Source organism: Parafrankia sp. BMG5.11 (genome assembly GCF_004337455.1).
The window spans coordinates 17,557-44,370 of the sequence record NZ_SJXI01000005.1 but is presented as its reverse complement, the minus strand read 5'-3'; the positions used below and the strand labels follow the sequence as shown (position 1 = coordinate 44,370).

Annotated in this window: 18 protein-coding genes; 12 read left to right on the top strand and 6 right to left on the bottom strand. The window is 73.8% G+C overall.

What is annotated here, in order from left to right; genetic code table 11:
* Window positions 1–31: 31 nt before the first annotated feature.
* Window positions 32–2,587: an aminopeptidase N gene (gene pepN, locus E0504_RS04860; protein WP_112107644.1), complete on the bottom strand. Its 2,556-nt coding sequence runs from the start codon at window positions 2,585–2,587 to the stop codon at window positions 32–34.
* Window positions 2,588–2,980: 393 nt separating this feature from the next.
* Here pepN and E0504_RS04855 point away from each other — a divergent pair, with 393 nt between their 5' ends.
* The 3 genes from E0504_RS04855 to E0504_RS04845 all read left to right on the top strand — a co-directional run bounded on the left by E0504_RS04855 (window position 2,981) and on the right by E0504_RS04845 (window position 5,746).
* On the top strand, window positions 2,981–4,384 hold the full coding sequence (locus tag E0504_RS04855) for an AI-2E family transporter (RefSeq protein WP_131622162.1): 1,404 nt from the start codon (window positions 2,981–2,983) through the stop codon (window positions 4,382–4,384).
* A gap of 80 nt (window positions 4,385–4,464) precedes the next feature.
* Window positions 4,465–5,199, top strand: a complete 735-nt coding sequence (locus E0504_RS04850; RefSeq protein ID WP_083390851.1) for a DsbA family protein — start codon at window positions 4,465–4,467, stop codon at window positions 5,197–5,199.
* A gap of 61 nt (window positions 5,200–5,260) precedes the next feature.
* The gene (locus E0504_RS04845; RefSeq protein WP_020462770.1) at window positions 5,261–5,746 is read left to right on the top strand and encodes a ribose-5-phosphate isomerase; all 486 of its coding nucleotides are present in this window, start codon (window positions 5,261–5,263) and stop codon (window positions 5,744–5,746) included.
* Here the strand turns inward: E0504_RS04845 and E0504_RS51185 are convergent.
* Window positions 5,692–6,090, bottom strand: coding sequence for a hypothetical protein (locus E0504_RS51185; protein ID WP_200835370.1), 399 nt, complete (start codon window positions 6,088–6,090; stop codon window positions 5,692–5,694). The two genes, E0504_RS04845 and E0504_RS51185, sit on opposite strands and share 55 nt — an antisense overlap.
* A 781-nt stretch (window positions 6,091–6,871) precedes the next feature.
* On the opposite strand from E0504_RS51185, the gene E0504_RS04835 reads away from it, so the two are divergent.
* Window positions 6,872–8,038: a dolichyl-phosphate beta-glucosyltransferase gene (locus tag E0504_RS04835; protein ID WP_071061460.1), complete on the top strand. Its 1,167-nt coding sequence runs from the start codon at window positions 6,872–6,874 to the stop codon at window positions 8,036–8,038.
* A 108-nt stretch (window positions 8,039–8,146) separates the two neighbouring features.
* Entirely contained in the window at window positions 8,147–12,298 is a 4,152-nt protein-coding gene (locus E0504_RS04830; protein ID WP_235013864.1) for an alpha-(1->3)-arabinofuranosyltransferase, read from the top strand.
* Here E0504_RS04830 and E0504_RS04825 read toward each other — a convergent pair.
* Window positions 12,278–13,984, bottom strand: a complete 1,707-nt coding sequence (locus E0504_RS04825; protein ID WP_112105818.1) for a glycosyltransferase family 4 protein — start codon at window positions 13,982–13,984, stop codon at window positions 12,278–12,280. The genes E0504_RS04830 and E0504_RS04825 overlap by 21 nt on opposite strands.
* Before the next feature lie 241 nt (window positions 13,985–14,225).
* Here E0504_RS04825 and E0504_RS04820 point away from each other — a divergent pair, with 241 nt between their 5' ends.
* The 3 genes from E0504_RS04820 to E0504_RS04810 all read left to right on the top strand — a co-directional run bounded on the left by E0504_RS04820 (window position 14,226) and on the right by E0504_RS04810 (window position 18,533).
* Window positions 14,226–15,764 carry a lipopolysaccharide biosynthesis protein gene (locus E0504_RS04820; protein ID WP_112105817.1) on the top strand — a complete coding sequence of 513 codons (1,539 nt, stop codon included), beginning with the start codon at window positions 14,226–14,228 and terminating at the stop codon, window positions 15,762–15,764.
* A gap of 178 nt (window positions 15,765–15,942) precedes the next feature.
* Complete coding sequence (locus tag E0504_RS04815; RefSeq protein WP_020462765.1) at window positions 15,943–16,728, top strand: FkbM family methyltransferase; 786 nt, start codon at window positions 15,943–15,945, stop codon at window positions 16,726–16,728.
* The gene (locus tag E0504_RS04810; protein ID WP_112105816.1) at window positions 16,728–18,533 is read left to right on the top strand and encodes a hypothetical protein; all 1,806 of its coding nucleotides are present in this window, start codon (window positions 16,728–16,730) and stop codon (window positions 18,531–18,533) included. Before E0504_RS04815 ends, E0504_RS04810 begins: the two co-directional genes overlap by 1 nt.
* A 74-nt stretch (window positions 18,534–18,607) precedes the next feature.
* Here E0504_RS04810 and E0504_RS04805 read toward each other — a convergent pair whose 3' ends face one another.
* Both E0504_RS04805 and E0504_RS04800 read right to left on the bottom strand, forming a co-directional pair.
* On the bottom strand, window positions 18,608–19,393 hold the full coding sequence (locus tag E0504_RS04805; RefSeq protein ID WP_071061467.1) for an ABC transporter permease subunit: 786 nt from the start codon (window positions 19,391–19,393) through the stop codon (window positions 18,608–18,610).
* The gene (locus E0504_RS04800; RefSeq protein WP_112105815.1) at window positions 19,390–20,610 is read right to left on the bottom strand and encodes an ABC transporter ATP-binding protein; all 1,221 of its coding nucleotides are present in this window, start codon (window positions 20,608–20,610) and stop codon (window positions 19,390–19,392) included. The genes E0504_RS04805 and E0504_RS04800 overlap by 4 nt, the downstream gene beginning before the upstream one ends.
* A 551-nt stretch (window positions 20,611–21,161) precedes the next feature.
* Between E0504_RS04800 and E0504_RS04795 the strand changes: the two genes are divergently transcribed.
* The 4 genes from E0504_RS04795 to E0504_RS04780 all read left to right on the top strand — a co-directional run bounded on the left by E0504_RS04795 (window position 21,162) and on the right by E0504_RS04780 (window position 25,757).
* The gene (locus E0504_RS04795; RefSeq protein WP_112105814.1) at window positions 21,162–21,491 is read left to right on the top strand and encodes a hypothetical protein; all 330 of its coding nucleotides are present in this window, start codon (window positions 21,162–21,164) and stop codon (window positions 21,489–21,491) included.
* Window positions 21,492–21,845: 354 nt separating this feature from the next.
* Window positions 21,846–23,894: a SpoIIE family protein phosphatase gene (locus E0504_RS53380; protein WP_131622160.1), complete on the top strand. Its 2,049-nt coding sequence runs from the start codon at window positions 21,846–21,848 to the stop codon at window positions 23,892–23,894.
* 82 nt (window positions 23,895–23,976) lie between these two features.
* Window positions 23,977–24,714: a DUF4230 domain-containing protein gene (locus tag E0504_RS04785; RefSeq protein WP_131622158.1), complete on the top strand. Its 738-nt coding sequence runs from the start codon at window positions 23,977–23,979 to the stop codon at window positions 24,712–24,714.
* A gap of 443 nt (window positions 24,715–25,157) precedes the next feature.
* On the top strand, window positions 25,158–25,757 hold the full coding sequence (locus E0504_RS04780; protein ID WP_112108802.1) for an Hsp20/alpha crystallin family protein: 600 nt from the start codon (window positions 25,158–25,160) through the stop codon (window positions 25,755–25,757).
* 147 nt (window positions 25,758–25,904) lie between these two features.
* On the opposite strand, the gene E0504_RS04775 is transcribed toward E0504_RS04780, so the two are convergent.
* Entirely contained in the window at window positions 25,905–26,798 is an 894-nt protein-coding gene (locus tag E0504_RS04775; protein ID WP_020462757.1) for an exodeoxyribonuclease III, read from the bottom strand.
* Window positions 26,799–26,814 lie beyond the last annotated feature (16 nt).

Genomic DNA, 26,814 nt, shown 5'->3' with positions numbered 1-26,814 from the left:
CCGGGCGCAGAGAGCCCGGCGCGGCGGACCGTCAGCCCGCGACCGGCCCCGCGGTGTCCTTCGCCCGCGCGGCGAGTGCCCGCACGAGCCCGTCCCGGCCCTCCATCAGTGCCCGGCGCAGCGCGGGCACCGGGTCCCGCTCCGCCAGGTAGGCGTCGGTCAGGTCCACCGTCGACTGCTCGATGACCCCGGACGGGAACAACATCTGGGTGATCGTCTGAGCGGTGTCGAACGAGCGGGTCTCCCAGATCCCACCGATCTCGGCGAAGAACCGGTCGACGTACGGCCGGGTCAGCTCGAGCTGGTCGGAGATCCAGAAACCGTTCATCGTGGCGACCGCCAGGTGGTTCGACAGGGCGTCCGAGTCCATGACCGCCGACCAGGCGTCCGCCTTGGCCTGCGCCGTCGGGCGGGCGCTGCGCGCGGTGGCGGCGCGCTTCTCCCCGGTGGCGGTGTTGTCCCGGGCGAGCTCCGCGTCGATCTCGGCGTCGCCGTAGACCCCGCGCGCGACGAGCTGGATGAGCAGGGTCCAGCGCAGCTCGGTGTCCAGGGCGAGCCCCTGCACCACGTCGGTGCCCTCGAAGATCGCCTTGACCCGGGCGATCTGCCCGGGCTCCTCGGTCTGGGCGAAGGCGGTCGCGAAGACGAGTTGCAGGTCGCCGCCGGGCTCGGCGGAGCGCATGAGCTCCTCGGCCCGGGTGGTCAGCTCGCGCAGCGCCGCCGGGCGGTTCGCCGGGTCGCCGTAGCTGTCGACGGTGAGCGCCGCCTTGGCGACCAGCGACTGCACCACGCCGATGTCGTCCTCGGCGTCGATGCCGGACAGCACGAGCCGGACGTAGTCGCGGGCCGCGAGCTCCGCGTCGCGGGTCATGTCCCAGGCCGCCGCCCAGCACAGCGTGCGCGGCAGCGAGGCCGAGATCGTCCCGATCGAGTCGATCAGGGTCCGCAGCGACCGCTCGTCCAGCCGGACCTTGGCGTAGGTGAGGTCGTCGTCGTTGAGCACGATCAGGTCGGGCTGGCGGACCCCGACGAGCTTCGCGACCTCGGTGATCTCCCCGACGACGTCCAGCTCGACCCGCTCGCGGCGGACGAGCGCGCCCGTGGTGTCCCGGTCGTAGAGGCCGATCGCGATCCGGTGCGGGCGCAGCGTCCGCGACGCGGTCGCGGGGGCGCTCGCCGGCTCCTGGACGACGTCGAACGAGGTGAACAGGCCCGACGAGTCGGTGAGGAACCGCGGCCGCAGCGTGTTCGCCCCGGTGGTCTCCAGCCAGTCGGCCGACCACGGGCTCAGATCCCGCCCGCTGGCCTTCTCCAGCTCGACGAGCAGGTCCTTCAGCGAGGTGTTGCCGTACTCGTACTTGCGGAAGTAGCTGCGCAGGCCGGCGAGGAACTCCTCCTGGCCCACCCACGCGACGAGCTGCTTGAGGACGGAGGCGCCCTTGGCGTAGGTGATGCCGTCGAAGTTCGTGCGCACCGCGTCCATGTCGGGGGCGTCGGCGACGATCGGGTGCGTCGAGGAGAGCTGGTCCTGGCGGTACGCCCAGCCCTTCTCCGCGTTGGCGAAGGTCGTCCAGCCGTTGGTGAAGCGGGTGGACGTCACCTGCGCCAGCACGGACATGTAGGTGGCGAAGGACTCGTTGAGCCACAGGTCGTCCCACCAGCGCATGGTCACGAGGTCGCCGAACCACATGTGCGCCATCTCGTGCAGGATCGTCTCGGCCCGCCGCTCGCGGCGCGCCTCGGTGACCTTCGCCCGGAAGACGTACTCCTCGAGGAAGGTGACGCAGCCGGCGTTCTCCATCGCGCCCGCGTTGAACTCCGGCACGAACAGCTGGTCGTACTTCCCGAACGGGTACCGGTAGTCGAAGACCCGGTGGTAGAAGTCGAAACCCTGTTTGGTGATCTCCAGGATCTCGCCCGGGTCGAGGAACTCGGCGAGCGAGCGGCGGCAGTACACCCCGAGGTCGATGCCGTCGTGGTGGTCGCGCACCTCGTGGTACGGCCCGGCGACCAGCGCGGTGATGTAGGTCGACATCACCGGGGTCGGGGCGAAGGCGGTCCGCGTCGCGCCGTCGGGAGCGGCCGTGGTGCCGGTGACCACGCTGTTGGAGATGATCCGCCAGTCGGCGGGCGCCGTCACCGCGAGGGTGAAGGCGGCCTTGAGATCCGGCTGGTCGAAGCAGGTGTACATGCGGTGCGCGTCGTACGTCTCGAACTGCGTGTAGAGGTACACGGCGCTGTCGACGGGGTCGACGAAGCGGTGCAGGCCCTCGCCGGTACGGGAGTAGGCGCACTCGGCCACGACCCGGAGCTCGTTCGTCGCGGCCAGGTCGGGCAGAGCGATCCGCCCGCCGTCGAAGACCACCGCCGGGTCCAGCGACCGGCCGTTGAGGACGACCTCGCGCACCGCCGGGGCGGCCAGCTCGACGAAGGTCGACGCGCCGGGCTCGGCGCAGGTGAACGACGCGGTGGTGCTGGACAGGAAGGTCTCGTCGCCGACCGTGAGGTCGAGCTCGACGTCGTAGGACGAGACGGCCAGCAGGCGGGCGCGCTCGCGCGCCTCGTCGCGGGTGAGGTTGTGAGGCACCCGGATCCTTTCGCAGAAACGTCGCGGAGTCGGCGAGGACGCGCGGCCACTGGGCATGCGGCCCACTGGGCCGGCGAACCACTGGACGTGCGCGCCGCGTCGCGGTCGCACGCGGCCATGACGTTGACCTCGGTGACCAGTCTCCCACGCCCGGACGCGGGGCCGGCGACGTCCGGACCGCACGCCGACCCGCCCGCTTCCGGCCCGGCGGGGGCCGCCGGGCCCGTCCTGTCCTGGCACCTCCGGCCTGGTCCGGCCACAGGATCGCGTTGTTCGGACGTGTGCTGAGTGCGTTGTTCTCACCCTTGGTGGAAGCTTGCGCCGACCATCGGGTTGGATGTCCCGAAGGACGGAACCTTCAGACACCGGACGTAGGGGGTAGCGGTGCGGCGGGTGGCGGGACTGGGCCGGGTCCCGGTTCGGCGTGGCCCGAGGAGGGCGGCCGCGGACGCCGCGGCCGACTCCCGGGCCGCCGGCTCCGCCACACCAGGCTCGGCGGGCCCGGCGGGCCCGGCCACACCAGGCTCCGCGGGTTCCGCCGGCGGCCCGGGTCCCGACGGCCGGCCCGCTCCGGCCGGCCCGCGCCAGCGCATCCCACGCCGGCTGCGCCTCGCCCGCTCGGGGGCCGGTGCCGGCCCGCCCGAGCAGGAGCCACGCCGGGCCGGTCCGGCCGGAGCGGCCGGAGCGGGCAGCACCGCCGCTGGCGCCACGCAGGGCTCGACGGCGCGCCGTGCCGAGCAGCACGTGCCGGTGTCCCTCCGCGTCGCCTCCGCGTGGTCTTGGCGTCTGCTCATCATCGGGACGGCCGTCTACGTGCTGGCCATGATCGTGGGACGGGTGCGGATCGTCGTGATCCCGGTCATCGCCGGCCTGCTCATCGCGGCTCTCATCCACCCGATCGCGTACCGGTTCCAGCGGATGGGCGTGCCCAGGCTCGGCGCGGCGTTCGCGGCCCTGCTGATCTTCCTGTTGCTCGTCGTCGGGGCCGGCGTCGCGGTGGGCTTCAACGCCGCCAACGAGATCCCCGCGGTGGCCGACCAGGTCAGCGAGGGCGTGGACCAGGTCCGGGACTACCTGACGGACGGCCCGTTCCACCTTTCCCAGGGCCAGATCGACAACCTGGTCGACGACATCCGCAGCAGCCTCACGAGCAACCGCGGCCGGGTGGTCTCCGGCGTGCTGTCGACGGCGTCGGTCGCCGCGGAGGTGCTGACCAGCATTCTGGTCGCACTGTTCTCGACCTTCTTCTTCCTCTACGACGGCGAGCGGATCTGGAGCTGGATCGTCACCCGGTTCCCCAGCGGGGCCGAGGACCGGGTCCGCGGCGCGGGTCGGGAGGCCTGGCTCACCCTCACCGGTTACATCCGGGGCACGGTGTTCGTCGCCGCGGTGGACGCGGTCGGCATCACAATCGGGTTGGTCGCCGTCGGCGCCCCGCTCGTCGCGCCGCTGGCGCTGCTGACGTTCTTCGGCGGCTTCATCCCGATCGTCGGCGCGACCGTCGCCGGCATCGCCGCCGTGCTGGTCGCGCTCGTGTCGAACGGCGTGCCCGACGCGCTGATCATCCTGGGTGTCGTGATCGCGGTGCAGCAGGTCGAGGGCCACCTGCTGCAGCCGTTGGTGATGCGTCGGGCGGTCCGGCTGCATCCGCTGGCCATCGTCATCGCGCTGTCCGCGGGTGGCGTGCTCGCCGGGATCCCGGGGGCGATCGCGGCGGTGCCCTTCGTCGCGGTGGTCAACCGGGTGGCGACATACCTGGCCTCGGCCGGGAAGGATCCGCAGCCCGCGGATGGTTGACGTGGGAACGAGGCCCGATGGCCCTTCCGGGCCATCGGGCCGGACCCCGTCCTGTTCCGCGCGCCACCTTTGGAGCTGCCATGTCAGCCGACGTCGCCGTCTCGGTAGATCCTGTCGCCGACGGGCCCGCCGCACCCGCCGACCGGGCCGGATCCGTGGATGCCGCCGGCACCGCGGTGGGCAACGTCGAGGCACTGCCCACCCCCGAGCCGGCGGTCGTCGACGCGGACTTCTGGTTCGACCCGCTGTGCCCCTGGGCGTGGCTGACCTCGCGCTGGATGCTGGAGGTCGAGAAGGTCCGCCCGGTCCGGACCCGGTGGCACGTCATGAGCCTGGCGGTCCTCAACGACGGCCGGGACATGCCCGAGCAGTACCAGGAGCTGATGAAGCAGGCGTGGGGGCCGGTGCGCATCTGCATCGCCGCCGCCGCGACCGCGGGGGAGGAGATCCTCCTCCCGCTCTACACGGCGCTGGGCCGCCGCCGTCACCTGGAGAAGGCCGAGCTGACGGAGGAGACCTTCGTCGCCGCGCTGGAGGAGGTGGGCCTCGACCCGGCGCTGGCGGCGGCCGCGCACTCCACGGAGTGGGACGAGCGGCTGCGGGCCAGCCACTCCGACGGCATCGGCCGGGTCGGCATGGACGTCGGGACGCCCGTCATCGCGATCGGGGACAACGCGTTCTTCGGCCCGGTGATCACTCCGACCCCGCGCGGCGAGGCCGCCGGTCGGCTGTGGGACGGCGTCCTCCTGGTCTCGGAGACACCTGGCTTCTACGAGCTCAAGCGCAGCCGCGAACAGGGTCCGATCTTCGACTGATCCGCGAGGGGTTGGTCACCCCCGCGCGGCGGTGCGCGGTGACCGGGCATGATGGCGCATCATGCGCGTCCATCTGGGTTCTGATCACGCCGGGTTCCACCTGAAGAAGGCTCTCGTCGCGCGCCTCGCGGAGCTCGGCCACGCCCCCGTCGACCACGGGCCTGTCGAGTACGACCCCGACGACGACTACCCGCCGTTCGTCATGGCCGCCGCGGCCGCCGCCGCGGCGGAGCCCGACAGCCTGGGGATCGTGATCGGCGGCTCGGGGAACGGCGAGGTCATCGCCGCCAACAAGGTTGACGGGGTGCGTGCGGCCCTGGTCTGGAGCGAACAGACGGCGACCCTCGCCCGCCAGCACAACGACGCCAACGTGATCAGCGTGGGCGCCCGCATGCACTCGCTGCCCGAGGCGGTGGAGCTGGTCGAGATCTTCCTCGCGACGCCGTTCAGCGGAGAGCAGCGTCACCTCCGCCGACTGCGGATGATCTCCGCCTACGAGCGTTCCGGGGAGATCCCCGAGCCGTCCCCCTCCTCGCCGGCGTCCTGAGCGCCGTTCGGCCCGCGGCGGGCCCCACCGGCCCGCCGCGGCCGTCCGGCGCGCCCTCGGCCCGCTGACGGGTCCGACGGGCCTGACGGGCCTGACGGGCCGGGGCTGTCGGCGGAGCGCGTGGCGGCGCGGCCTGCCGCCGGATCCGTGGCGCCGCCGGGCCCCGCCGGCGCGGGGTGGGCGTGGCGCAGCACGACCGCCTGCTCCGCCCAGGCCAGGTCCGCCTCGGTGGGGCGGGAGACGTCCCGCGCGCGCATCGCGGCGCTGAGGCTCAGCCGGGAGCGCCCGGCGCCCACCAGGCCGCGCAGCATCGCGTCGGCGCGGTGTTGGTCGTCACGTGGCATGCCGCCTCCCGTCAGGTCCGCGCGCGGTGGCCGGCGGCCGCGGTACGTCGGGCGCGTGCGGGCCGCCGGAAAGGCCTCGAACCGTATGGTGCCCGCGTGCGTGCGCGGATGCGCGGATCCCCGTGCCGTACGGCCGGCGGAACGCACGATGGTGGTATTCCGCGGACGTAGTGACCGCCCGCATCTCCGGTGCCGGCGCCCCGTGGCCAGGGGGCTGTTCCCATTGGGAAATCTCCTGGTGGCCCCATGTTCGCGGGGTGGTCGAGAACCGGGTCGTACCGGGCCCCGGGGCGGCGGGTGGCCCCGTCGCGGGGTGCCGCCGGGGCCACCCGCCGGACATCCCCGCCGTGGTTCGTGCGACCGTCGACACCGACGTCGCCGTCAGGTCCCGAAGTTTCGTGCTGTTTCCGGGTCCAGGTACACATGTGACGATCCGGGGCTTCTCGGGAGGTAGATGTGAACGATGAGTAGCACCTTGGTGTCGTTGCGTACAATGTTCCCGGTGTTGCCGCTGACCATGAAGAACCCCGTCTGCCCAGCGGCGTCGATCTTCAGGCCATTCCGTATGCTGAGCGCCGATCTGCGGCGATCGTTGCGCGGGTATGACCGGTAAGCGAGCGGATCTGTCGCCCTCTGGCGTACAGACGTCGCTAAGACGGGAGGAAGTTGACAGAGCACGCAACTCCCCCGAAACTCGGCGATTCAGACTGGTCGCCACGGACAGACTCCATCCGGTGAGGGTCCGGTCATCGCTCCTGTCGTCACAGCCGAGGGGTGAGTAATGGACCTTGTGCCCGTGAGCGTGGTCATTCCCGCTTACAACGAGGCACTTCGTCTTCCGGCGTCCCTGCCGCGGCTGCTGGCTGTCGTGGGCAAGATCCCCAGGGCTGAGGTGATCGTCGTCGACGACGGCAGCACCGATGGCACCGCCGGGGTCGCAGAGGACCTGCTCGAGGGCTTTCCGAACCACCGTGTGGTACGCCTGCCGTGGAACTGCGGAAAGGGCACCGCGGTAAGGGCGGGCGTGTCGGCCGCGCATGGCCGGTCGATCGTCTTCATGGACGCCGACGGGGCCTCCGACGTGAACGACCTGCCGTTGCTGCTCGCCGCGCTCGAGCACGCCGAGGTGGCGCTGGGTTCGCGGCGAATCGGCGACGGAGCCACCCGGACAAGCGGCCGCAGGGCCGGTAGCTGGGCTTTCAACCAGATTACGCGTTCACTCGCGGCGCTGGACGTCGCTGACACGCAGTGTGGCTTCAAGGCGTTTCGGCACGCGGAAGCCAAGATTCTTTTCAGTCTCGCGCGCTCCACCGGCTTCGGATTCGACGTCGAGGTGCTCTCGATCGCGCGCTCGGTGGGCTATCGCATCGCCGAGGTACCCGTGCGCTGGGAGGAGACGCCCGGCGGCACCTTCCGGATTACCCGGCACACCCCCGCGATGCTCGTCGACGTCGTCCGGGCCCGCCGCTATCTCAGCCGGGTCGGGCTCCCGCCGGTCAGCCGTCGCCAGCGGCTGGGCGAGCTCGGCGTCGTGGACGCGTCCGAGCTGCTCGGCCGGCCGGCCACGCCGCGCGGTGCGGGGGAACCGCAGGGTGCCCCGCCCGGCCAGCTGCCAGTGCCCGCGACCCCCACCCGGCCCGGCACACCGGCCCGGCCGACGGCTCGTACCCGGCCCGGCACACCGGCCCGGCCGGTGCCTGTCGCCCGGCCCACGACCGCCGCCGCTCCCGCCCGGCCCACGGCCGTTCCCGCGCTGCCCGCGGCTGCTCCGGCCCGGCCCACGGCCCTTCCCGCGCTGCCCGCCGCCCCCGCGCGGCCCCCCGCGGTGCCCCGCCCCATGCCGCGTCCCGCTCCCGCGGTTCCAGCCGTGAGCGTGGCGCACGGGACCGGGCGGTTCACCCCGTCGCCCTCCCGCGGTGAGATCCCCGGTCCTGCGCCCGCACCGTGACCAGCGGAGCCTGCCCGGGCCCGGTCGCGCCGCCGCGGGAACCGGCCGCCGCCCGGGCGTCACCGGCTCCCGCCGGCCGCACCGGTCCCCAGCCCTGTCGGTGCGAGGTTGTATGAAGGTCGGGCCAATCCCGACTACCGCCTGGAGCCTCCCATCTCCTCCTCGCCGGCCGGACACGCCGTCCGCCCGGGTCCGACCGACCCGGCCGCCGATCACACGTCCGCGGGAGCCCCTGCCCGCGGCCTCCGCGGGGCGGGCCGGTCACGGTCCGACCGCCCCCGCGCGGCGCCCGGCCGGGCCTCCCGCCGGCCGCTGCTGGCGATGTTCGCCGGCTTCGTCCTGCTGTTCCTCCTCCAGGCACCGGGGAAGCTGACAGCCGACACCAAGCTCGACGTCCCGCTCGAGCCGTGGCGGTTCATGTCGGCGGCCACGCACCTGTGGAACTCGACGTCCGACTTCGGCTTCCTGCCGAACCAGTACGCCGGCTACCTGTTCCCGATGGGCCCCTTCTTCGGGCTGGGGAACCTGCTCGGCGTGCCGCCGTGGATCACCCAGCGGCTGTGGATGGCGGTGCTGCTCACCACCGCCGCCTGGGGCACGGTCCGCCTCGCCGAGGCGCTCGGGATCGGTCGGCCGAGCGCCCGGTTCCTGGCCGGCCTGAGCTACGCCCTGTCGCCCATGTTCCTCGGCAAGGTCGGCGCGACGTCCGTGGCGATGGTCGGGGCGGCGATGCTGCCCTGGATCACCCTGCCGCTGATCCTCGCGCTGCGCCCCGACGGCGCCGGCGGGGCGGACACGGGCCACCGTGACGACACCGGGGAGCGGGCCCGGGAGTTGGCCGCCGCGCGTCTGTCGCCGCGGCGCGCCGCGGCCCTGTCGGGGCTGGCGGTGCTGTGCACCGGTGGTATCAACGCGACCGTCACGCTGTGTGTGCTGCTCTGCCCGGCCGTCGTCCTGGTGTTCGCGGGCGCGACACGGCGGGCCTGGGCACTGCGGGCATGGTGGTGTGTGTGCGTGGTGCTGGCGTGCGCCTGGTGGATGCTCGCGCTGGCCGTCCAGGGCCGCTACGGGCTGAACTTCCTCCCCTTCACCGAGACCGCCGACACCACGACGGGAACCACCTCGGTCGGTGAGACGCTGCGCGGCGCCGCGGACTGGATGGCCTACCTCTCGCTGCCGACCCCCTGGCTGCCGGCGGCCCAGGAGTACGTGAGCACCCCGCTGGCGGTCGTCGCCTCGGCGGTGGTGTCCGCCTTCGGTCTCGCCGGCCTGGTCCGCCGGGATCTCCCAGCCCGCCGCTTCCTGCTTGTCACGCTCGCCGTCGGGGTGGTGGCGGTGGCGGCGGCCTACCCGGGCCAGCCGGGCAGCCCGCTCGCGGACGGCGTCCGCTCGCTGCTGACCGAGCCGTTCGGGTTCCTGCGCAATGTCTACAAGTTCCAGCCGGTCGTCCGGCTGCCGCTGGCGCTGGGCCTCGCGCACCTGCTCGGCGTGGCCCTCTCGTGGCGTCCCGGCGCGGTCCGGGCCGGCGCCGCCGGCCCGCCTGAGGACGCCGGGCCCGCGGGCAGGGCACGGCGCGGCGCGGAGGGCGCCGGCGATGATCGGCGCAGGCTCGTCCCGGTGCTGGCCATCCTGGTGACGGTCGGGACGCTGGTCGCCGGGATGGCACCGATGCTGCGTGGCCAGGGCCTGCAGCCCCGCCCCTTCACGAAGGTGCCGGACTACTGGGCCCAGGCGGCCGACTGGCTCGCGGACCATCCCGAGGGCGGGCGGGCCCTTGTCCTGCCGGGCGCCCCGTTCGGCGAGTACCAGTGGGGCCGCCCCCTCGACGAGCCGCTGCAGTGGCTCGCCCGCACCCCCTGGGGGGTGCGCAACATCATCCCGCTGGGCGGTGTCGGGACGACCCGCCTGATGGACGGCATCGAACACATGATGGCCACCGGCTCCACCCCCGGGCTCGGGGTGACGCTGGCCCGCGCGGGGGTCGGCCAGGTGCTCGTGCGTAACGACATCGAGCAGAAGGACTGGGACATCCCGCCGTCGACGGACCAGCTACACCGCTCGCTGGAGAGCTCGGGCCTGGTCCGGGCGGCGTCCTTCGGGCCCGAGGTCCAGGCCCGCACCACCGCCAAGGCCCGGCTCGTCGAATCCCTGAGCGAGTCCGCCGAGAAGGTCCCGGCGATCGAGATCTGGACGGTGCCCGGGGGAGCCAGCATGGTCCAGGCCTACCCGGTCGACACCGGGGTCGTCGTCTCCGGCGGCCCCGAGGCCACCGTGCAGCTCGCCGGCCAGGGGCTGCTCAGCGCCGATCGAGCCGTGGTGCTGGCCGGGGACCTCGCCGAGCCGGACCGCCCCGCCGGCGGCACGGCGGCCGGCGCGGCCGACGACACCGCGATCACGCGGGCGCCCATCGCCGATCCTCCGCCGGCGTCCCAGGTCGTCACGCCCACGACGGCCTGGGCCGTCACCGACACCAACACCCGCCGTGACTACACCTTCGGCATCGTGCACGACTCGGCGTCCTACCTGCTCGGCCCGGACGAGACCGTCGCCGGCCGGCCCGGCGCGCCGAGCCAGTGGGTCGACCGGCCGGTGGTCGGTCACCAGACCGTCGCCGGCTACGCCGACGGGATGTCCGTGCAGGCCTCCTCCTACGGCTACGACCTGCTCGCGGCTCCCGACTTCGCGCCGTCCGCGGCCGTCGACGGGCAGACCTCGACCTCCTGGACGGCGCGGCGCCGTCAGGGCGCGACCTCCCAGGGACAGTGGATCCAGCTCGACGTCGGCCGCGAGATGTCCGTGCCCTACATCGACATCCGGCTGCTGCAGGAGGGCGGCTGGCGCCCGGAGGTCGAGGCGCTGCGGGTGACCACCGAGCGTGGGTCGGCGGTCACCCGGGTCTCGCCGATCGAGGACATCCAGCGGCTGGCGGTGCCCCCGGGGATGAGCCGCTGGTACAGGATCACCTTCGACAAGGTCAGCCGGGAGACCGACCCCGTCCTCGGGGCCGGCCTGCGCGAGATCGAGATCCCCGGCGTGCGGTTCCAGCGGTACGCCCAGGCCCCGGCCGACATGGTCGACGAGTTCCAGGCACCGGACGAGGGGCTGGTCGCCTACTCCTTCGAGCGGACCAGGGTCGACCCGCTCCAGCCCTTCGGCGGATCCGAGGAGATCACGCTCTCCCGGCGGTTCGAGGTGCCCCGCCGCCTCACCTTCACCCTCACCGGCACCGCGAGCGCCCTCCCGCCGCCGGCCGGCGCCGAAGTCGACTCCTCCGACGATCCGCTGGTCATCCCATGTGGCCAGGGGCCGGCCCTGACGATCGACGGAGTCCGCCACGACATCCAGGTCGAGGGCAAATACAGCGACCTCGCCACCGCGCGGCCGTTCCGCATCAGCCTGTGCTCGGAGGGCCACCAGATCACCCTGGACCCGGGTCAGCACCTGATCACCGTCGACCTCGGCCAGTCGACGATGCTCGTCGACTCGCTCAGCCTGGTCGGCACCACCGCCGCGACCAGCACGGAGAAGCCACGGACGACCCGGATCGGGGAGTGGGGCGCCGAGCGGCGGACGATCGAGATCGGCGCCGGCGCCAGGTCCTTCGTGTCGGTGCGGGAGAACGCGAACGCGTCCTGGACGGCGACCCTGGACGGGAAGCCGCTCACCGCGGTCCGGCTCGACGGCTGGGCGCAGGGCTGGATCGTGCCGGCGGGGGCCGCCGGCACGGTCGTGATCGAGAACCTTCCCGGCCAGGAGTACCGGCGCAACCTGCTCATCGGGCTCGCCCTGGTCGTTCTCCTGATCGTCCTGGCGGCCGTCCCGGGCCGGCACCGGCTCCGGCGCCGCTCCGACCCCGACGGGTACCCGCTGGGCCTCGAGCCGGGGCGCGTCCCGCTGGTCGGGCTGCTCACCCGCGTTCCGGGCGCCTGGGCGGGGATGGCGCTGGCGACAGCCGCGGTGTTCCTGGTAGCGGGCTGGCTGGCGCTCGCGGTACCGGTCCTGGTCCTCGTCGGTCGGCGGTTCCCGGTGATGCTCGGCGTGCTGGCGGTGGCTGGCATGGTCGGCTCCGGCATCGCCGTCGCGGTCAGCCCCGACAGCATTCCGTTCTCGGGCGAGGGCGCGTTCGGCTGGCAGGCCCAGACCCTCGGATCGCTGGCGTTCGCCGCGACGGTCGCCGCACTCGCGCTGCGCCGTGCCGAGCCGGCCCGGCCCGCATCACCCGGACCGACCTCGGACGGCTCAGCCGGCCATGTCCCGTAGCCGTACGCCGCCGCCGCCGGCGGCGCTGGCGCTGGCGCGGTTCGGGCCGGCGTGCGTGGCGGCGAGGAGCAGGTCCTCGCCGGTGGCCGCGCGGGGCCGCTGCGCCGGCCGCAGCCCGCGACGGGCCAGCGCGGTGCGGGCCCCGGTGCTGTCGGCCCCGTAGAACAGCGCGACGAACCGGCGCCCCGGGCCCGGCAGCCCCGGCTCCGGGCCGGCCGCACCGGATTCCGGGGCGATCTCGAAGACCAGATCGGTCCGGCGCAGCACGGGAACCTCCGCACCCGGCGCCAGATCGAACTCGACCCAGGTCGCCTGGTCGTCGCGGCGCCGCCGGTCCCGCGGCGGGCGGGCGGCGAGTGGGCGTGCCGGCGCGTGCCGGGCCGGAGGCTCGCCCGGGCCCCCGGCCGAGCGGCCGCCCGCGCCGGCCCCGGCGAGCCGGTCGAGCTCGGAGCCGATGACGGCGGCCAGCAGATCGGCGCTGGTGTCCCAGCTGAAGCCGCCGGCCCACGCCCGCGCGGCCGCGCGGATCTCCCCGGCCCGCGCCGGGTCGGCGAGCAGGGTCAACGCGCGGTCGACCGCGTCGGCGAGCTGCCCGGGCTCGTCCACCAGCCAGCCGGTCACCCCGTCGCGGACGGAGTCGCGCAGTCCCGGAACCCGGAACGCGACCGCCGGTACCCCCATCCCGTTCGCCTCGAGTACCGACAGGCCCCATCCTTCGCCGTGGGAGGGGTTCACCGTCAGCCAGGCCGACGCCAGAACGGCGTCGCGGACCTCGGGAGCCGCGAATCCGTGCCAGCGCACGGTCGCGTCCGACGAGCCGTCGCCCTGTGTGAGCATCAACCGGGCGGCGATGTCGGCGAGGCGGCGGCGGTCCGGCCCGTCGCCGACGAGGTGCAGGCTGAGGCCCGGGTGCCGCCCGACCAGCACGGGCAGCGCCTCGATCAGCAGGTGCAGGCGCTTGTGCGGGACGAGCCGGCCCACACACACGATCGTGGGCGCCGCCGCCCTCGCCCCGATGGCGCCCTCGGTACCGAACGGGCCGTCCGTCCCGCCCGCGCCGCCGGAGGCGACGGCATCGCCGCCGGCGTCACCATCACCGTCGGCGATGGTGACGCCGTTCGGGACGAGGAACCGGGCCCCGGGCAGCGCCAGCACCCCACGGGCCTCGTCCCTGGTGGACGGCGAGACCACGGCCACCGGCCGGCGGCCGTAGACCCACCGGCTGCCCGGGGTCTCGAGCAGCTGGCCGATCCGCGCCACCGGCCGCGGGAAGTACAGCGGGAACTGCTTCTGGTGGACGTGGTGCAGCACCTGCACCACCGGAATCCGGCTCGGCAGCACGAGCGGGCTGAAGAACGGGATGCCGTTCTGGCAGTCGACGACGGCGTCGACCCGCTCCCCGGAGCGGACCATCCGCGCCAGCCGGGCGAGCACCGACGGGTACACCCCGAAGGTGCCCCCGCCGCGGCGCACGGCGACCCCGCCGTCCGTGGTCGCGGCGGCGGCGCCCGGTGGGCGGGAGGTGAGCAGGGTGACGCGGACGCCGGCAGCGGCGAACCGCTCCGCGACCGAGTGGCAGAACAGCTCCGCCCCGCCGGCCTGCGGATGGGCGTTGTCGCGCCAGTTGAGGAAGACCAGGTGACGCCCGGTGAGGGCGTGAACGGGCCGGGGCGCGGCTGTGGTCACCGGATGTCTCCCATCGCTGGAGGTCTCGCGGCGCAAACCTACTGGCCGGCCGCCCCCCACCTTCGGGGGGCGCTACGGGACCGCCGCCCGCGACGGCCCGTTGTGTGTGGTCGTACGATTACCGGCAATTCCGCCCGCCAGCCGGTGGCCCGCCTCGACCGGCGCGGAGTACCAACCAGCGCGGAGCACCGACCGCGGCAGGAACGCACGGACCCAGGAACACGGACCCAGGAAGAGGCAGATGGCGACGCGCTCCCGGGCGATGATCGCCGGGATGTTGGCCGGCCCGGCGGCGCTGGCGGTCGCGGGTGTCCTCGTGAACGGTCTCAACCTGTTCATGAACCTGGTGCTCGCGCGGGTGCTCGACCCGGCCCGGTACGGCGCGGTGGTCGTCCAGGTCAGCATTTTCATGATCCTCTCGGTGGTCGGCAACGCGCTGCTCATCGCCGTCGTGCAGCGGGAGACCGCCGATGACGGCGACAGCCGGCGCGCCCAGCGGGCCTGGATCAGGCGCCTGCGTGGTGTCTGTGGCATCGGTGTGGTCGCCGCGTCGGCCGCCGCCGTGCTGCTGTGCCGGCCGGCCGCGGCCCTGCTCTCCTACGCCCACCCGCTGGCCGTCGCCGAGGCCGTGATCGGCGCGGCGGTGTGGACGTTGCTGTGCGTCGAGCGCGGGGTGCTCCAGGCCCGGGGGGCCTATCCGCGCCTGGCGGTCAACTTCGTGGTCGAGGCGGCGCTGCGGATCGGGCTGATCGTCGCCTTCGTCGGCGCGGGCCTGGGGGTCAACGGCGCGGGGCTCGGGCTGGTGCTGGGCATCGCGCTCGGCGCCGAGCACGCCCGACTGGGGGTCGCGAAGGTCCCGCGCCCGGCGAGGGCCGCGAAGCCCCCCGCGGCGGCACCACCCTCCACCGGAGCACCGGACAGCCGAGTGACGTTCACCGGGCCGGTCCGTTCCGGCGGTGCGCCGGCCCTCGGTGAGCAGGCCCCGGGCCCCGACGGGGCCCCGGACACGGCTGTGTCCGGGCCTCGCCCGCTGACCGCCACCGGCCCGCTGCTCATCCCCGGGCCGACGCGGTCCGGCCGCAGCGGGCTGTTGGCCGACACCTGGGTCGCGCTCGGCGCGCTCGTCCCGCTCGCGCTGCTGCAGAACATGGACGTCGTGATCGTCGGCTGGCTGGACCACGACGGGGCCGGCGCCTACGCGGCGATCTCGACGGCGTGCAAGATCCCGGTGTTCATCGGCCTGGCGGTGGCGAACTTCCTGCTGCCCGAGGCGGCGCGCAGGCGGGCCGCCGGGCACGGCACGGCCCCGGTGCTGGCGGTGGCGCTCGCGTTCGTCGTCACCCCGGGGCTGCTGCTCGCCGCCCTCGGTTCGGTGGCCGCCAGGCCGCTGCTGTCGATGGTCTTCGGACCCGACCTCGCAGGCGCGGCCTCCTCACTGTCCGTGCTCGCGCTCGGCATGACCTGCCTGGCCGTGACGCTGATGTTCACCACCTACCTGCTCGGCGCGGCCCAGCGGCAGGTCGTCGCGGTCCTGACGGTGTGTGCCGTCGTCACGGCGGCGGCGCTGGGCCTCGCCGGCGGGGACCCGATGCGGACCTCGCTGGCCGGGCTCGCCTGCCATGCCATGACGGCGCTGGTCCTCGGGGCCCTGGTACACCGCCTGCACCGCGCCGACGCGCGGGCCGCCACGGCGCCGGCCGCCGCCACCGGCGAGGCGGGTACGGTCCCTCCGGGTCAGCATCCTCCCGGCGGGGAGGCACAGCCCGTCGGCGTCTGGTGACACCTGACAGCGCACCGCTCGCCGCACCGCTCGCCGCGTCGCCGGCAGCCAGCGCCCACCCGTGCCGGGCGTCCGTGCCCGGCGAACGTTCCCACCAAGGCCCGAAGCAGCCCGCCGGACGGCGGGCCGGAGGCCCATCGCGACCCGCCCTCCGGCGGGCCGTCCGAACGGAGTATCCGTGGCCCTGACCAGTTCCCTCGCCGAGCGCATCCCCGACAAGGTCTTCGCCTCGGCCATCGCTTACGCCCACCGCCGCTTCGAGCCGATCCTGAGCCAGGTCCGCATGTTCGTCGACCCGCACCAGACCGCGGTCGACGTGGGTGCCTGGTACGGCCCGTGGACGTACTGGCTGTCCAGGGTGGCCCGGTCGGTGGTGACCGTCGAGGCCAACCCGGAGCTGGCCGACTTCGTGGCCAGGACGGCGCCGTCCAACGTGACCGTGGTGCCGAAGGCGGCGTCGGACACGGCCGGGACGGCACGGTTGTGGCTGCCCCCGGGCGGCCGGGGCACCGAGGGGCGTGCCTCGCTGCTGCGTCCGACCGGCCGTGACGCGGCCGGGGCCTCCGCCGCCGAGGGCCGGGCCGTCGACGTGGAGACGATCCGGCTGGACTCGCTCGACCTGCGGGACGTCGGCCTGATCAAGGTTGACGTCGAGGGGCACGAGCTGGCCGTCCTGCGCGGCGCCGAGGGCCTGGTGCGCCGGTTCCGGCCGGTGCTGGTCGTCGAGGTGGAGGACGCGCGGTCGCCGGCCGCCGACACCCTCGACCTGCTGGCGAGCTGGGGCTACGAGGGCACCTTCCACCTCGACGGGGTGTGGCACCGGCTCGAGGGTTTCGACCTGGTCGGTCACCAGCGCGGGATGGAGGCCGTCGCCCAGCACGGGTACCTGCGCGCCGTCGCCGAGGGCACCGGGGACAGCTACGTCAACACGATCGTCTTCCGTCCCAGGGCCGCCCGCATCTGATGCCGGACCCGACCGACGCGGCCGACCGGACCGACGCGGCCGAGCTCGACCCGGACGCCACCAACGATCTCGGGAGGCCCCGCTCCGGCCGGCCGGGCGCTCCCGCTCCGGCGTTCACCCGCCGGCGGCTGATCGCCGGCGTGGCCGGCCTCGGCGCGCTGTCCGCCGCCGGGGCGGCCGCGTGGCGCCTGCTCGACGACGGCTCCGGCCCGCCGTCGTGGCTGCCGTCGCCGCACGCGTCCACGCCGGTGGGCGGGGCCACCGCGGCTCCGTCCCTGCCCCCCGGCTCGCTCAAGGAGATCCCCGAGGACCTGCTGACGATCTTCGGCGCGCCGGGCACGTTCGGTGATCTCGGCTCCGCGTCCAGGATCGACGTCGTCGACGTGCCTGGCTGGGGATTCGGCCCCGGGCAGGCCGGGTTCATGTCGGCGGTCGCGGCGGACGGAACGGTCTTCATCGGCACGACGCCGTTCACCGACGACCAGTCGAAGCTCACCGGGACCGGCATGGAGCTCGGCCTGTTCGAGCCGGAGGGGCGCCGTTTCACCCGCCTGGTCATCCCGTCCTCCACCGGCAGGGAGGCGCAGCCGCGCGCCGACCCCGCCTTCGCCGGCATCGGCGGCGGCGACGTCTCGGACGTCATCGTGGTGCCCGCGCCGGCAGGGGAGGAGGGCGAGCGGGCCGTCTTCACCTCGCTGATGCCCTACTACAACTGGGACGTGCGGACCTACGGCCAGCTGCCGGCCTTCGGGCAACTGCGCCGCGGCGGCCCGGGCGGCGCGTGGCGCTACGACCCGGGGCTGTCGCGCACCGCCGACGCCCTGGCGGGCACCCTCGAGCCGCACATCGCCGCCACCGCCTTCCCCGTCATCTACCAGGGGCAGCCGCGTTCGCCGCGCGGCCCCGCGTCCATCGCCAGGCTCCCGCGCAGCGGGCACCTGGTCGTCGCCCAGTACCTCGGTACCGGCTACGGCGGGACGGAGAACGGCGCGCTCATGGTCCTCGACCTCGACGGCCGCGTCCGCGCGTACTGGCAGTACCCGCAGGTCCGGCCGCTGGGCGTACAGGTGGTGGTCAACCCGCGGGAGGTCGTCGCCGACCCGACCAGCGAGGCCGACGACGAGCGCTTCGTCCTGATCAGCGACTGCCGGGGCGCCGACTACGTCACGCATCCGTTCCCGATCCAGGAGTTCTCGTACCAGGCGTCGACCGGCCGGATCATCCCGCGCAGCACCGCGGTGCGCGCCGTGCAGGACGGCTCGCGGATGGAGACCGCGGGCTTCGGCGCGGACGGCACCCTCTACGTGGCCCGGACGAAGGCCGACGGGCTGCGCGCCGACCGCCTCGCGGTCTACCCGAAGCTCGGGCGCGAGCGGGGCCTGGTCACCCGGACCCCGGCCACCGGCAACTGGCCGGTCGCGACCTGGGGCCAGGACAACCGGCCGGACTTCCTCGTCGCCAACACCGACCGCGGCGGGCTGGTGCGCAGCCTGACCGTCGACCCGACGACCGGGACGGTGCTCCTCGCCGGCCTGGACGGTTTAGTGACGGCGGTGCGCCCGGCGGGCCGGGGCAGCCGGATGACCTTCCGGACCCTGGACCCGGTGGACGTCGGCCTGGACCACCTGCGCGGGCCGGCGACCCGGTACGTCGGGATCCGGCGGGGGGCGGTGGACGCGCGGCGCCGCGTGCTGTGGCTGCCGGTGAACCAGATGGTGCTCGACGGCATCCGCTGGCCCTACCCGCCGTTCAAGCTGGACCAGTGGCTGCTGCGGGTGAACCTGGACGTGCTGCTCCGCGAGTGAGCGCCGGCCCGCGCGCCGGGCGGTTCCGGTGCGGTCGGACGGGCGGGCCGGCGCGCGGGCCGGCGCCCTGGTCGTCAGGCGGTGACGTCCCGGCGGCGGAACAGCACCGCCGTGACCGCCGCGGCCAGCCCGCAGAACACCAGCACCCGCACGCCCGCGGCGGAGTACGCGGTCGTGTACCCGTTGCCGCCGACGGCCACGATCTCCATCAGGTGCGCCGGCAGCCACCCGCCGGCCGGGGCGTAGATCCGGGACACCAGCATCTCGACCGGCAGGGCGTAGGCGACCCCGACCGCGATCGCCGCGGCGGGGGAGCGCAGCACCACGGCCGCGAGCGCCCCGACGGCGGCGTAGCCGAGGGTGCCGAACGCCACGTTGGCCAGGCCCTTCCCGAACTCGGCCAGCCCGGGAAGGGACAGCCACGCGTCGGTCGGGATGTTGTTCAACGGCGCCAGGGCGAACGACAGCCCCACCGTGACCAGCGCGGACACGGTGACCACGAGCACGAGGAAGACCACCAGCGCCAGCACCTTGCCGGCCAGCAGCCGCAACCGGTGCGGCTGCGCGACGAGCTGGTTGCGCAGCGTCCCATGGGAGTACTCGCCGGCGATCGCCGAGGCGGTGACGGACAGCGCCACCACACCCAGCAGGATCGTCACCGCCTCCAGGCCCTCGATGACCCCGGACGGCGCGGCGAGCATCGCGACCGACACCGGATCGCCGTCGAAGTCGGTGCGGCCCGCCGAGAAGATCGTCAGCGCCGTGCCCAGCGCGGCGACGGCCGCGACGGCGACGAGAGTGCCGACCAGGAACCGCCGGCGCAGCAGCGGTACCCACTCGGAGCGGAAAGCGTCGATCATGTGGCACCACCTCGCATCGTCAGGTCACCGTCGACGTCCCCCGTCGCCTTGAGGAAGGTCTCCTCCAGGTTCGGCCGGTGCGTCCGGATCGACCGCAGGGTGATCCCGGCCCGCATGGCCAGCCGGTTGATGTCCGGCGCCAGCCCTTCGGGCGCGTGCGCGACGACCACCGGGTGCCGTTCGACCATCGCCGGCATGGGCCGTGACCCGCCGGCCATCTCGATCTCTATGCGCAGCCCGGCCGCGCCCAGCACCCCGGCGAGCCGGACGGCGTCGTCATCGCGCTCGGGCACCATCAGGATGCGCGGGTCCTCGGCCGCCAGGAGTTCGGCCACATGCCCCTGGAACAGCATCCGGCCGTTCCTGATCATCACCAGGTGGTCGCAGATCTGCTCCACCTCCGAGAGCAGGTGGCTGGACACGAAGACCGTCATCCCCGTGCCGGCGAGATCCCGCAGCAACGTGCGGATCTCCCGGATGCCGGCCGGGTCCAACCCGTTCGTCGGCTCGTCCAGGATCAGCAGGTCCGGGTTCGGTAGCAGCGCCGCCGCGATACCGAGCCGCTGCTTCATCCCCAGGGAATAGGTGCTGAACCGGTCGTCGGCCCGGGTGGAGAGGCCGACCTGGTCGAGTACCTCCGCCACCCGATCGCGCCGGCCCCGCCGGCCGGGGCCGGCCGCTCCCGCACCAACCGCTCCGTGCCTGCTGGCTCCGCCCGCCCGGTGGGATCGGCCGAGTCCGCGCAGCAGGGCGAGCTGGTCGAGATTGCGCCGACCGGACAGGCCCGGATGGAACGTCGGCCCTTCGATCATCGCCCCGGTCCGGTCGAGGTACTGATCGGGCGCGCTCACCGGCTCGCCGAGGACGTAGGCCTGGCCCTCGGTCGGGCGGACCAGGCCCAGCAGCATCCGCAGCGTCGTCGACTTGCCGGCGCCGTTCGGTCCGACGAAGCCGGAGAGGGCGCCGACGGGAACGCGGAGGTCCAGGTGATCCACGACGCGGCGTTCGCCGTACCGCTTGGACAGGCCGCGGGTCCAGACCGCGGTGTCGGACGGCACCGGCCGCGAGCCACGGTGCCGGCCGCGGGCGGGCGCGGTCGACGTCGCCCCGCCCCGCCGCCTGGTGTCGGACGGGACGGTCGACGTCGCCCCGCCCCGCCCGGTGTCGGACGGGGCGGCCTGGCGACGCGCCGGCTCGGCGGGCGTGCTCGCCGTCATCGCGTGCCTGATGAGGTCGTCGTCGGCATCGTCGGAATGATCTCCTTCGGGCGAGTGGACGTCATGGTCGCCGAACGGCGACGAGGAGGGCGGTACGCCCACGGGATGGGCACGGCCGCGGACGGCCGTGCCGGGACCGGGTTCGAGTGACCGTGCCTGGGCCGGCGGAACGCGAGGCGTCTTCCGCCGGGGCTGATGCTCCTCACCGCGCCGCGGTTCCTCACCACCACACGGCCTGCACTGACGAAACAGTCGGGTGACGACAGGTAACCACCAGTCGCGCCGGTGGGTTCCGCTCTTTCTGCTCGGTTACTCGAACGAACGCACGGTAGCCGAACGTTCCTGGCGGTGTCCTGTCGAGACGAGGAGTCCGGGGCCGAACCCCGGCCGTGCCCGCCGTGCGAATCGGGTGGGACCACCAGAAAGGACGAAATCCCGGCGGGGGACGTCCGCCACGCTTGGTTCCCGAACGTGTTGGCAGGGTATCTCAGTGTGATCGTGGTTCGCCCAGGGCCCATCCGGGGCGGGCGGCGGCCGGCGGGGGGCGATCGGTGCTCTGGTTCGTGCTCACCTCGTTCGTGCTCGGGATGCTCGCGGCGGTGGCGGCCCGAGCGGTCCTTCCCGGCCGCCGCCCGCTGATGCTGGGGACGGCCTCCGTGCTGGGCGTCCTCGGCGCGCTGCTCGGCGGAGCCGTCGGTCAGGTCGTGCTCGCCCACCCGGCGGGCGCCGAGCCCACGTCACGGGCGGTCGTCGGGTCCCTCCTCGGTGCCCTGTTGGTGATCACGATCGGTTGGGGTGTGCGAGCGCACCGTTACCACAGTGGCCCGCGTCGAGCCGGATCCCGGCGGCCGAAGCCCGAACGCGTGGGCCCGCGCCGTTGACGGCTACCGCGCGCGGTGTCCCGCGCGGACCACCACCGTCTGCCCGATGCCCGGCCGATGTCTCGCCGATGCCCGGCGTGCCGACGGTCGGAGGTGTGCCGGCTCCCGGCCCCCACCCGCTGCCCGGCACCATGATTACGCATGCCAACCATGCATACCCGACACCGGAACTACCGGAGGTCGACACCGAACGATGTCGGGATCTGGTGCCCCGGCGTTGCTGATCGGATGGCCGCTGGATGGGCGTCTCCCGACCTGGACGACAATGTCTCCTGAGGACAGTGCGTCGTGGCGGGACGGCCTCGCCGGGGACACCCCCGGGATCACCGCGGTCGTGCGCCGGAGGAGTGACGGGTGGGTGAGACGGCGGGTCTGCGCAGCGGTATCCGCGTGCTCGTCACGATCTCCACGATCGCCGTAGCCGTGATGCTCGCGCTCGCCGTGTTCGCCGCGTTGCGCGCGAACAACGCGGCCGCCGAGCGCGGCGAGCGGCTCGACCCGGCGGCGACGACCACCGCTCTTCTGCTCGCCGACTTCGTCGACCAGGAGAGCGCCGTCCGCGGCTATCTCATCACCGAGGAGCCGAGCTTCCTCGGCCCGTACATCGAGTCCGATCGCACGATTCCCCAGCAGATGAACCGGCTACAGCAACTGCTGGCCGAGTTCCCCGACCTCATCCAGGGCACCGCCGAGATCGAGGCCGCCTACCAGGCGTGGCGCAGTGATGTCGCCGAACCCGAGGTCGCCGCGATGGAGGTCGGCGACGTCCAGATCGCGCGGAACATCGAAAAGGCCGGCGGCAGGGTGCGCTTCAACGAGCTGCGCGGCCGGGTGGCGGATCTCGGGATAGCGATCGACAACGAGCAGACCACGGCGTCCGGGCGGCTGGAGAGCGCCGCGGTCCTCCTCCTCAGCTCACTGGCGAGCGCCGCGTTTGTGATTCTCGGCGTGGTACTCACGGTGTTGACCGTGCTGCGCAGGTGGCTGCTGCGCCCCATCGACGCCCTGCGCCGGGCGGTGAACGCCGTCGCTGCCGGCCGGTACGACACCAGGATCCCCGAGGTCGGGCCGGAGGAGATCGTCGAGCTCGCCGGCAACATCGAGGCGATGCGCGCGCAGCTCGTCCGGCTCGTGCGGCAGAACGAGCGGTCATGGGAGGCCCTCGCCCAGCAGGGGCCGGCGGTGGTCGCGTTGCGTGACGCGCTCACACCGTCCGTGCTGCGGGCGCCTGGGCTGGTGCTGCGGGGACGGGTCGACCCGGCGCAGGGCGAGCTCGCCGGCGACTGGTACGACTCCTTCGAGCTCCCGGACGGACGGGTCGGGATCGTGGTCGGTGACGTCTCCGGCCATGGCGCCGTGGCCGGTGTCTTCGCGTTGCGCCTCAAGCAGCTCCTCGACGCCGCGCTGACCCGGGGCGCCGATCCCGGCCAGGCGATCGAGTGGGTCGTCGACAGCCTCGGGGAGACCGACGAGATGTTCGCGACCGCGGTGGTCGCGGTGGTCGACCCCGCCAGCGGGGAGGTCCGGCTCGCCAACGCGGGCCATCCGGACGCGCTGCTGCTGCGCCGGGCGCGTCGCGCCGGGACCGCGGGCGACGTCGGAGAGGGCGCGCCCAGGGCGGGGGAGCCCGCCGGTCCGCGGACGGTTGTCGCCGTCGCCGGCACGTTCGTCGCCGGTGCCGTCGTCAGCGAGACCATCGAGGGCGAGGCCGTCGAGCGCGATGCCGCCGCAGCCGATGCCGTTGGAGCCGGTCTCGTCGGAACGGACACTTCTGGAGTGGACGCCGTCGAGGGCACGGCCGGCGCGGGGCGCGGGGCGCGCGCCGAGGCGGTGAGCCGGTCCGGGCGTGGTGCCTCCGGCGGGGAGGCGCGGGAGCCAGGACTGGCCTCGGCGGCGGCCCGCGCCGGGTCCGGAGGCGTCGGTGACGGCGCTGGCAGCCGCGCTGGCGGTGGCAGCGGTGGCAGCGGCGCTGGCGCGGGCAGCGGCGGCAGCGGTGGTGGCGGGGCTGGGGCTGGGGGCCCGGGACTCCCGGAAACGGGGCCGGGACGGCCACAGGCCGCCGGCCGCCGCGCGGAGGTGGCCTGCCTGGCCGCCACCGGGCCGATCATGTCGAGCCTGGTCGCCGCCGACGGCGCGTGGCACACCGACGTGCTGCGGCTGGAACCCGGCGACGTGCTGTTCGTGTACACCGACGGGCTGGTGGAGGCCAGGAACGCGGCCCACCAACAGTTCGGCGTCGATCGGCTCGTCGCCGAGCTGCTGCGCGACCCGCGGCGGGCGCCGGCCGAGCTGTTGGACGACGCGTTCGAGGTCGTGCGGCGCCACGCCCCGGGCCGGCCGAGCGACGACCGCACCGCGATCGTCGTCGCCCGCACCACCGAGGTCTCCCGCCCGCGCTCCTGACCGGCCCCCGCGGCTGGGAAGCGACGCGCGGCACGATCGCGACAACGATTGATCGCAATCTTCGTCGGGTACATGTCCGACCATGAGTGACGAGTCCGGTTCCGCCCTTCGGGACACGCCTGGTTCCACCGAGCAGGACGATTCCGGCGCCACGCGACGTATCCGCGCGGTGCGCTCCCGACTCAGCCCCGTCCGCCTGATCGCCTACCTCGTGCTGGTGCTCCTCGTCATCTCCGGCCTCGCGTTCGTCGCCGGTTGGCGGCCGTCGATACCGAACCCGTTCGAGGAGCGGACGATCGACCGCAGCTCGCCGGCCGTGCTCCGCTCGCTCGAGGATCTCAGCGAGTACCACGCGGCGAGCGCGCACTTCGAGGTCGTCGTCGACCTGGAGGAGGACAGTCGCTGGATCCCGGACGCGCTGCGCGGGGAGCGCACGCTGTTCGTCGGGGTCGGCACCGTCGACTCGGTCATCGACTTCGGCAAGCTCGGGGACGGCGCGGTCACCGTCTCCGCGGACCGGCGGTCGGTGACCATCCAGCTGCCCGCTCCCACCATCTCCGAGCCGCGGCTCGATCTCGCCAAGAGCTACGTGGTCGCCCGCCAGCGGGGCGTGCTGAACCGGGTGGGCGGGCTGTTCGGCGGCCAGAGCAATGACTCCGAGCTCTACCAGACGGCGTCCGCGAAGATGGCCGACGCCGCGAATGCCGACGGCCAGGTGCTCGCGCTCGCGAAGACGAACACCACGGCGATGCTGCGCGGCCTTCTCGGTGCGCTCGGCTTCACCGATGTGAAGGTGACCTACGCGGAGGACCCCAAGTAACGCCCCGGGCGCCGAACCCCTCCTGCCGGTGGTCTCCCGCCGGCGGGACGGAGCAGCGGTGGGCGGAGACGCGGCCCAGCGCGATCCGGGACGACCGGACGCGCTGGGCCGCTCACGCGTCCGGCGGCCTGCCCGCCCATGGGTCCGGCTCACTGGTGGTCAGGCGGCGTCCTCGCGCGAGGTTCCTCCTGGTCGGCGCCGTAACGCGGGTGACTGTCGGAGCCCGCAGCGGTTTGTCCTGCGCGGTGGGGGGTGGCGCCGCAGGAGCAGAGCCTCCTCCAACAATGGTTCTGCACATCAGTGGCATGCGAGTTACTGAGCTCACTTGCCTTCGTAAGATTGAGTCGTCTAGACTCATGCACGTGCCCGACGGAGAGGCCGATCGGGCCCGACGACGAGAGGCTTCACGCACGAGGCCCCGCCCAGAGGGGAGTACGACCGAGATGAGCACCTACCTGTGGGACCCGTTCGCCGCGTTCGAGCGCATGGACCGTGAGTTCAACGAGATCGTCCGGCGGTCGTGGGGCTCGCGGGAGCGCACCGTGCGCCCGCTGCGCGCGACGAACCGTCCGCAGAGCGTCGTGCCGAGCGCCGATGTCCTGGTCGACGGGGACGACGTTCTGATCAATCTCGAGCTGCCGGGTGTCGACGTCGAGAAGGACGTGACGGTGGAGATCGACCGCGGGGCGCTCGTCGTCCGCGGTGAGCGTTCGTCCACCCAGGAGAAGACGGTCAACGGCCGGGTACACCGCGAGCGGTGGCACGGGTCGTTCCGCCGGGAGTTCGCCCTTCCGGAGAACGTCGACGCGACCGGGATCAGCGCGCGCTACGACCGCGGTGTGCTGACCGTCCGGCTGGCGGGAGCGGCGGCGGCGCCGCGCAGCACGCGGATCCCGGTCAGCGCCTCCCCGGCGGCGGCGCAGCTGCCCACGGCGGAGGGGAGCGCCGGCACGGAGAACAGCTCCAGCGCCCAGAACAGCTCCGTCGCCGAGAGTGGTGCCCTGCGTGACGGCGGCGCGGCGGCCGAGTCGCCCGCGTCCTGACCCAACGCGGCACCGGTCGGCGCGCTAGCAGCGCCTGACCGGAGAACGAAGCATGATCGCCCCCGGTGTGCGGACCCTGTCTGGTCCGTTCGCCGGGGGCGACTGCGTTACGGGCCGAGCCGGCGTCGGCAGCCGGCCGGGGAGCGGTCAGGTGGAGGCGCGACGGCGGGTGCCCGCCCCGGCGCGGGAGGACGACCCACGCGCGGAGGAGCCGCGCGAGGACGGGGGCGGCACCATCGGGCCGATGTCGCCGTCCGGCGCCTCGTCCAGGTCGACGACGACCGGGGCGTGGTCGCTCGTCCCGGTGCCCTTGCGGGCGGCCCGGTCTACCCACACCGCGCGTGCCCGGGCCGCGACGTCGGCCGTGGCCAGGGTCAGGTCGATGCGCATCCCGTAGTTCTTGGGGAAGCAGAGCTGACGGTAGTCCCAGTAGGTGTAGACGGTCTCGTCCGGCCAGCGCTCGCGCATCAGGTCGAGCAGGCCGGCGTCGTGCAGCCGCCCGAGCGCGGCGCGCTCGGCCTCGGTCACGTGGGTCGCGCCCTCGAACTCGGCGATGTCCCAGACGTCGGCGTCCGTCGGCGCGATGTTGAAGTCGCCGAGCGTCATCACCGGCCCCTGCGGGGCGAGCTCGGCCACGACGTCGCGCAGTGCGGCCAGCCAGGCCAGCTTGTAGGCGTAGTGCGGGTCCTCCACCGTGCGCCCGTTGGGCACGTACAGCGACCAGATCCGGATCCCGCCGCAGCTCGCGGAGATCGCCCGCGGCTCGGGCCCCGGGAACCCGGGGTCGCCGGGCAGCCCGCGCCGTACGTCCTCCAGCCCGGCGCGGGAGAGGATCGCCACCCCGTTCCAGCGGCCGTCGCCGTGGTGCGCGACCCGGTAGCCGCGGCGGAAGAGATCCTCGTCGAAGAGCTCGAGGAACGCCTCGTCCGAGAGCTTGGTCTCCTGCAGGCAGACCACGTCGGGGCTCGCGCGGTCAAGCCATTCGATCAGCCGGGGCTGCCGGGCCTTGGCCGAGTTGATGTTCCAGGTCGCGATCCGCACACCGTGAGACGGTAGT

What these genes read in the sequence shown, in the direction of transcription:
- E0504_RS04850 (WP_083390851.1), top strand. Translation starts at nt 4,465, where the DNA reads ATGTCAGCCGACGTCGCCGTCTCGGTAGATCCTGTCGCCGACGGGCCC.
- E0504_RS04845 (WP_020462770.1), top strand. Translation starts at nt 5,261, where the DNA reads ATGCGCGTCCATCTGGGTTCTGATCACGCCGGGTTCCACCTGAAGAAG.
- E0504_RS51185 (WP_200835370.1), bottom strand. Translation starts at nt 6,090, where the DNA reads ATGCCACGTGACGACCAACACCGCGCCGACGCGATGCTGCGCGGCCTG.
- E0504_RS04835 (WP_071061460.1), top strand. Translation starts at nt 6,872, where the DNA reads ATGGACCTTGTGCCCGTGAGCGTGGTCATTCCCGCTTACAACGAGGCA.
- E0504_RS04820 (WP_112105817.1), top strand. Translation starts at nt 14,226, where the DNA reads ATGGCGACGCGCTCCCGGGCGATGATCGCCGGGATGTTGGCCGGCCCG.
- E0504_RS04810 (WP_112105816.1), top strand. Translation starts at nt 16,728, where the DNA reads ATGCCGGACCCGACCGACGCGGCCGACCGGACCGACGCGGCCGAGCTC.
- E0504_RS04805 (WP_071061467.1), bottom strand. Translation starts at nt 19,393, where the DNA reads ATGATCGACGCTTTCCGCTCCGAGTGGGTACCGCTGCTGCGCCGGCGG.
- E0504_RS04800 (WP_112105815.1), bottom strand. Translation starts at nt 20,610, where the DNA reads ATGACGGCGAGCACGCCCGCCGAGCCGGCGCGTCGCCAGGCCGCCCCG.
- E0504_RS04785 (WP_131622158.1), top strand. Translation starts at nt 23,977, where the DNA reads ATGAGTGACGAGTCCGGTTCCGCCCTTCGGGACACGCCTGGTTCCACC.
- E0504_RS04780 (WP_112108802.1), top strand. Translation starts at nt 25,158, where the DNA reads ATGAGCACCTACCTGTGGGACCCGTTCGCCGCGTTCGAGCGCATGGAC.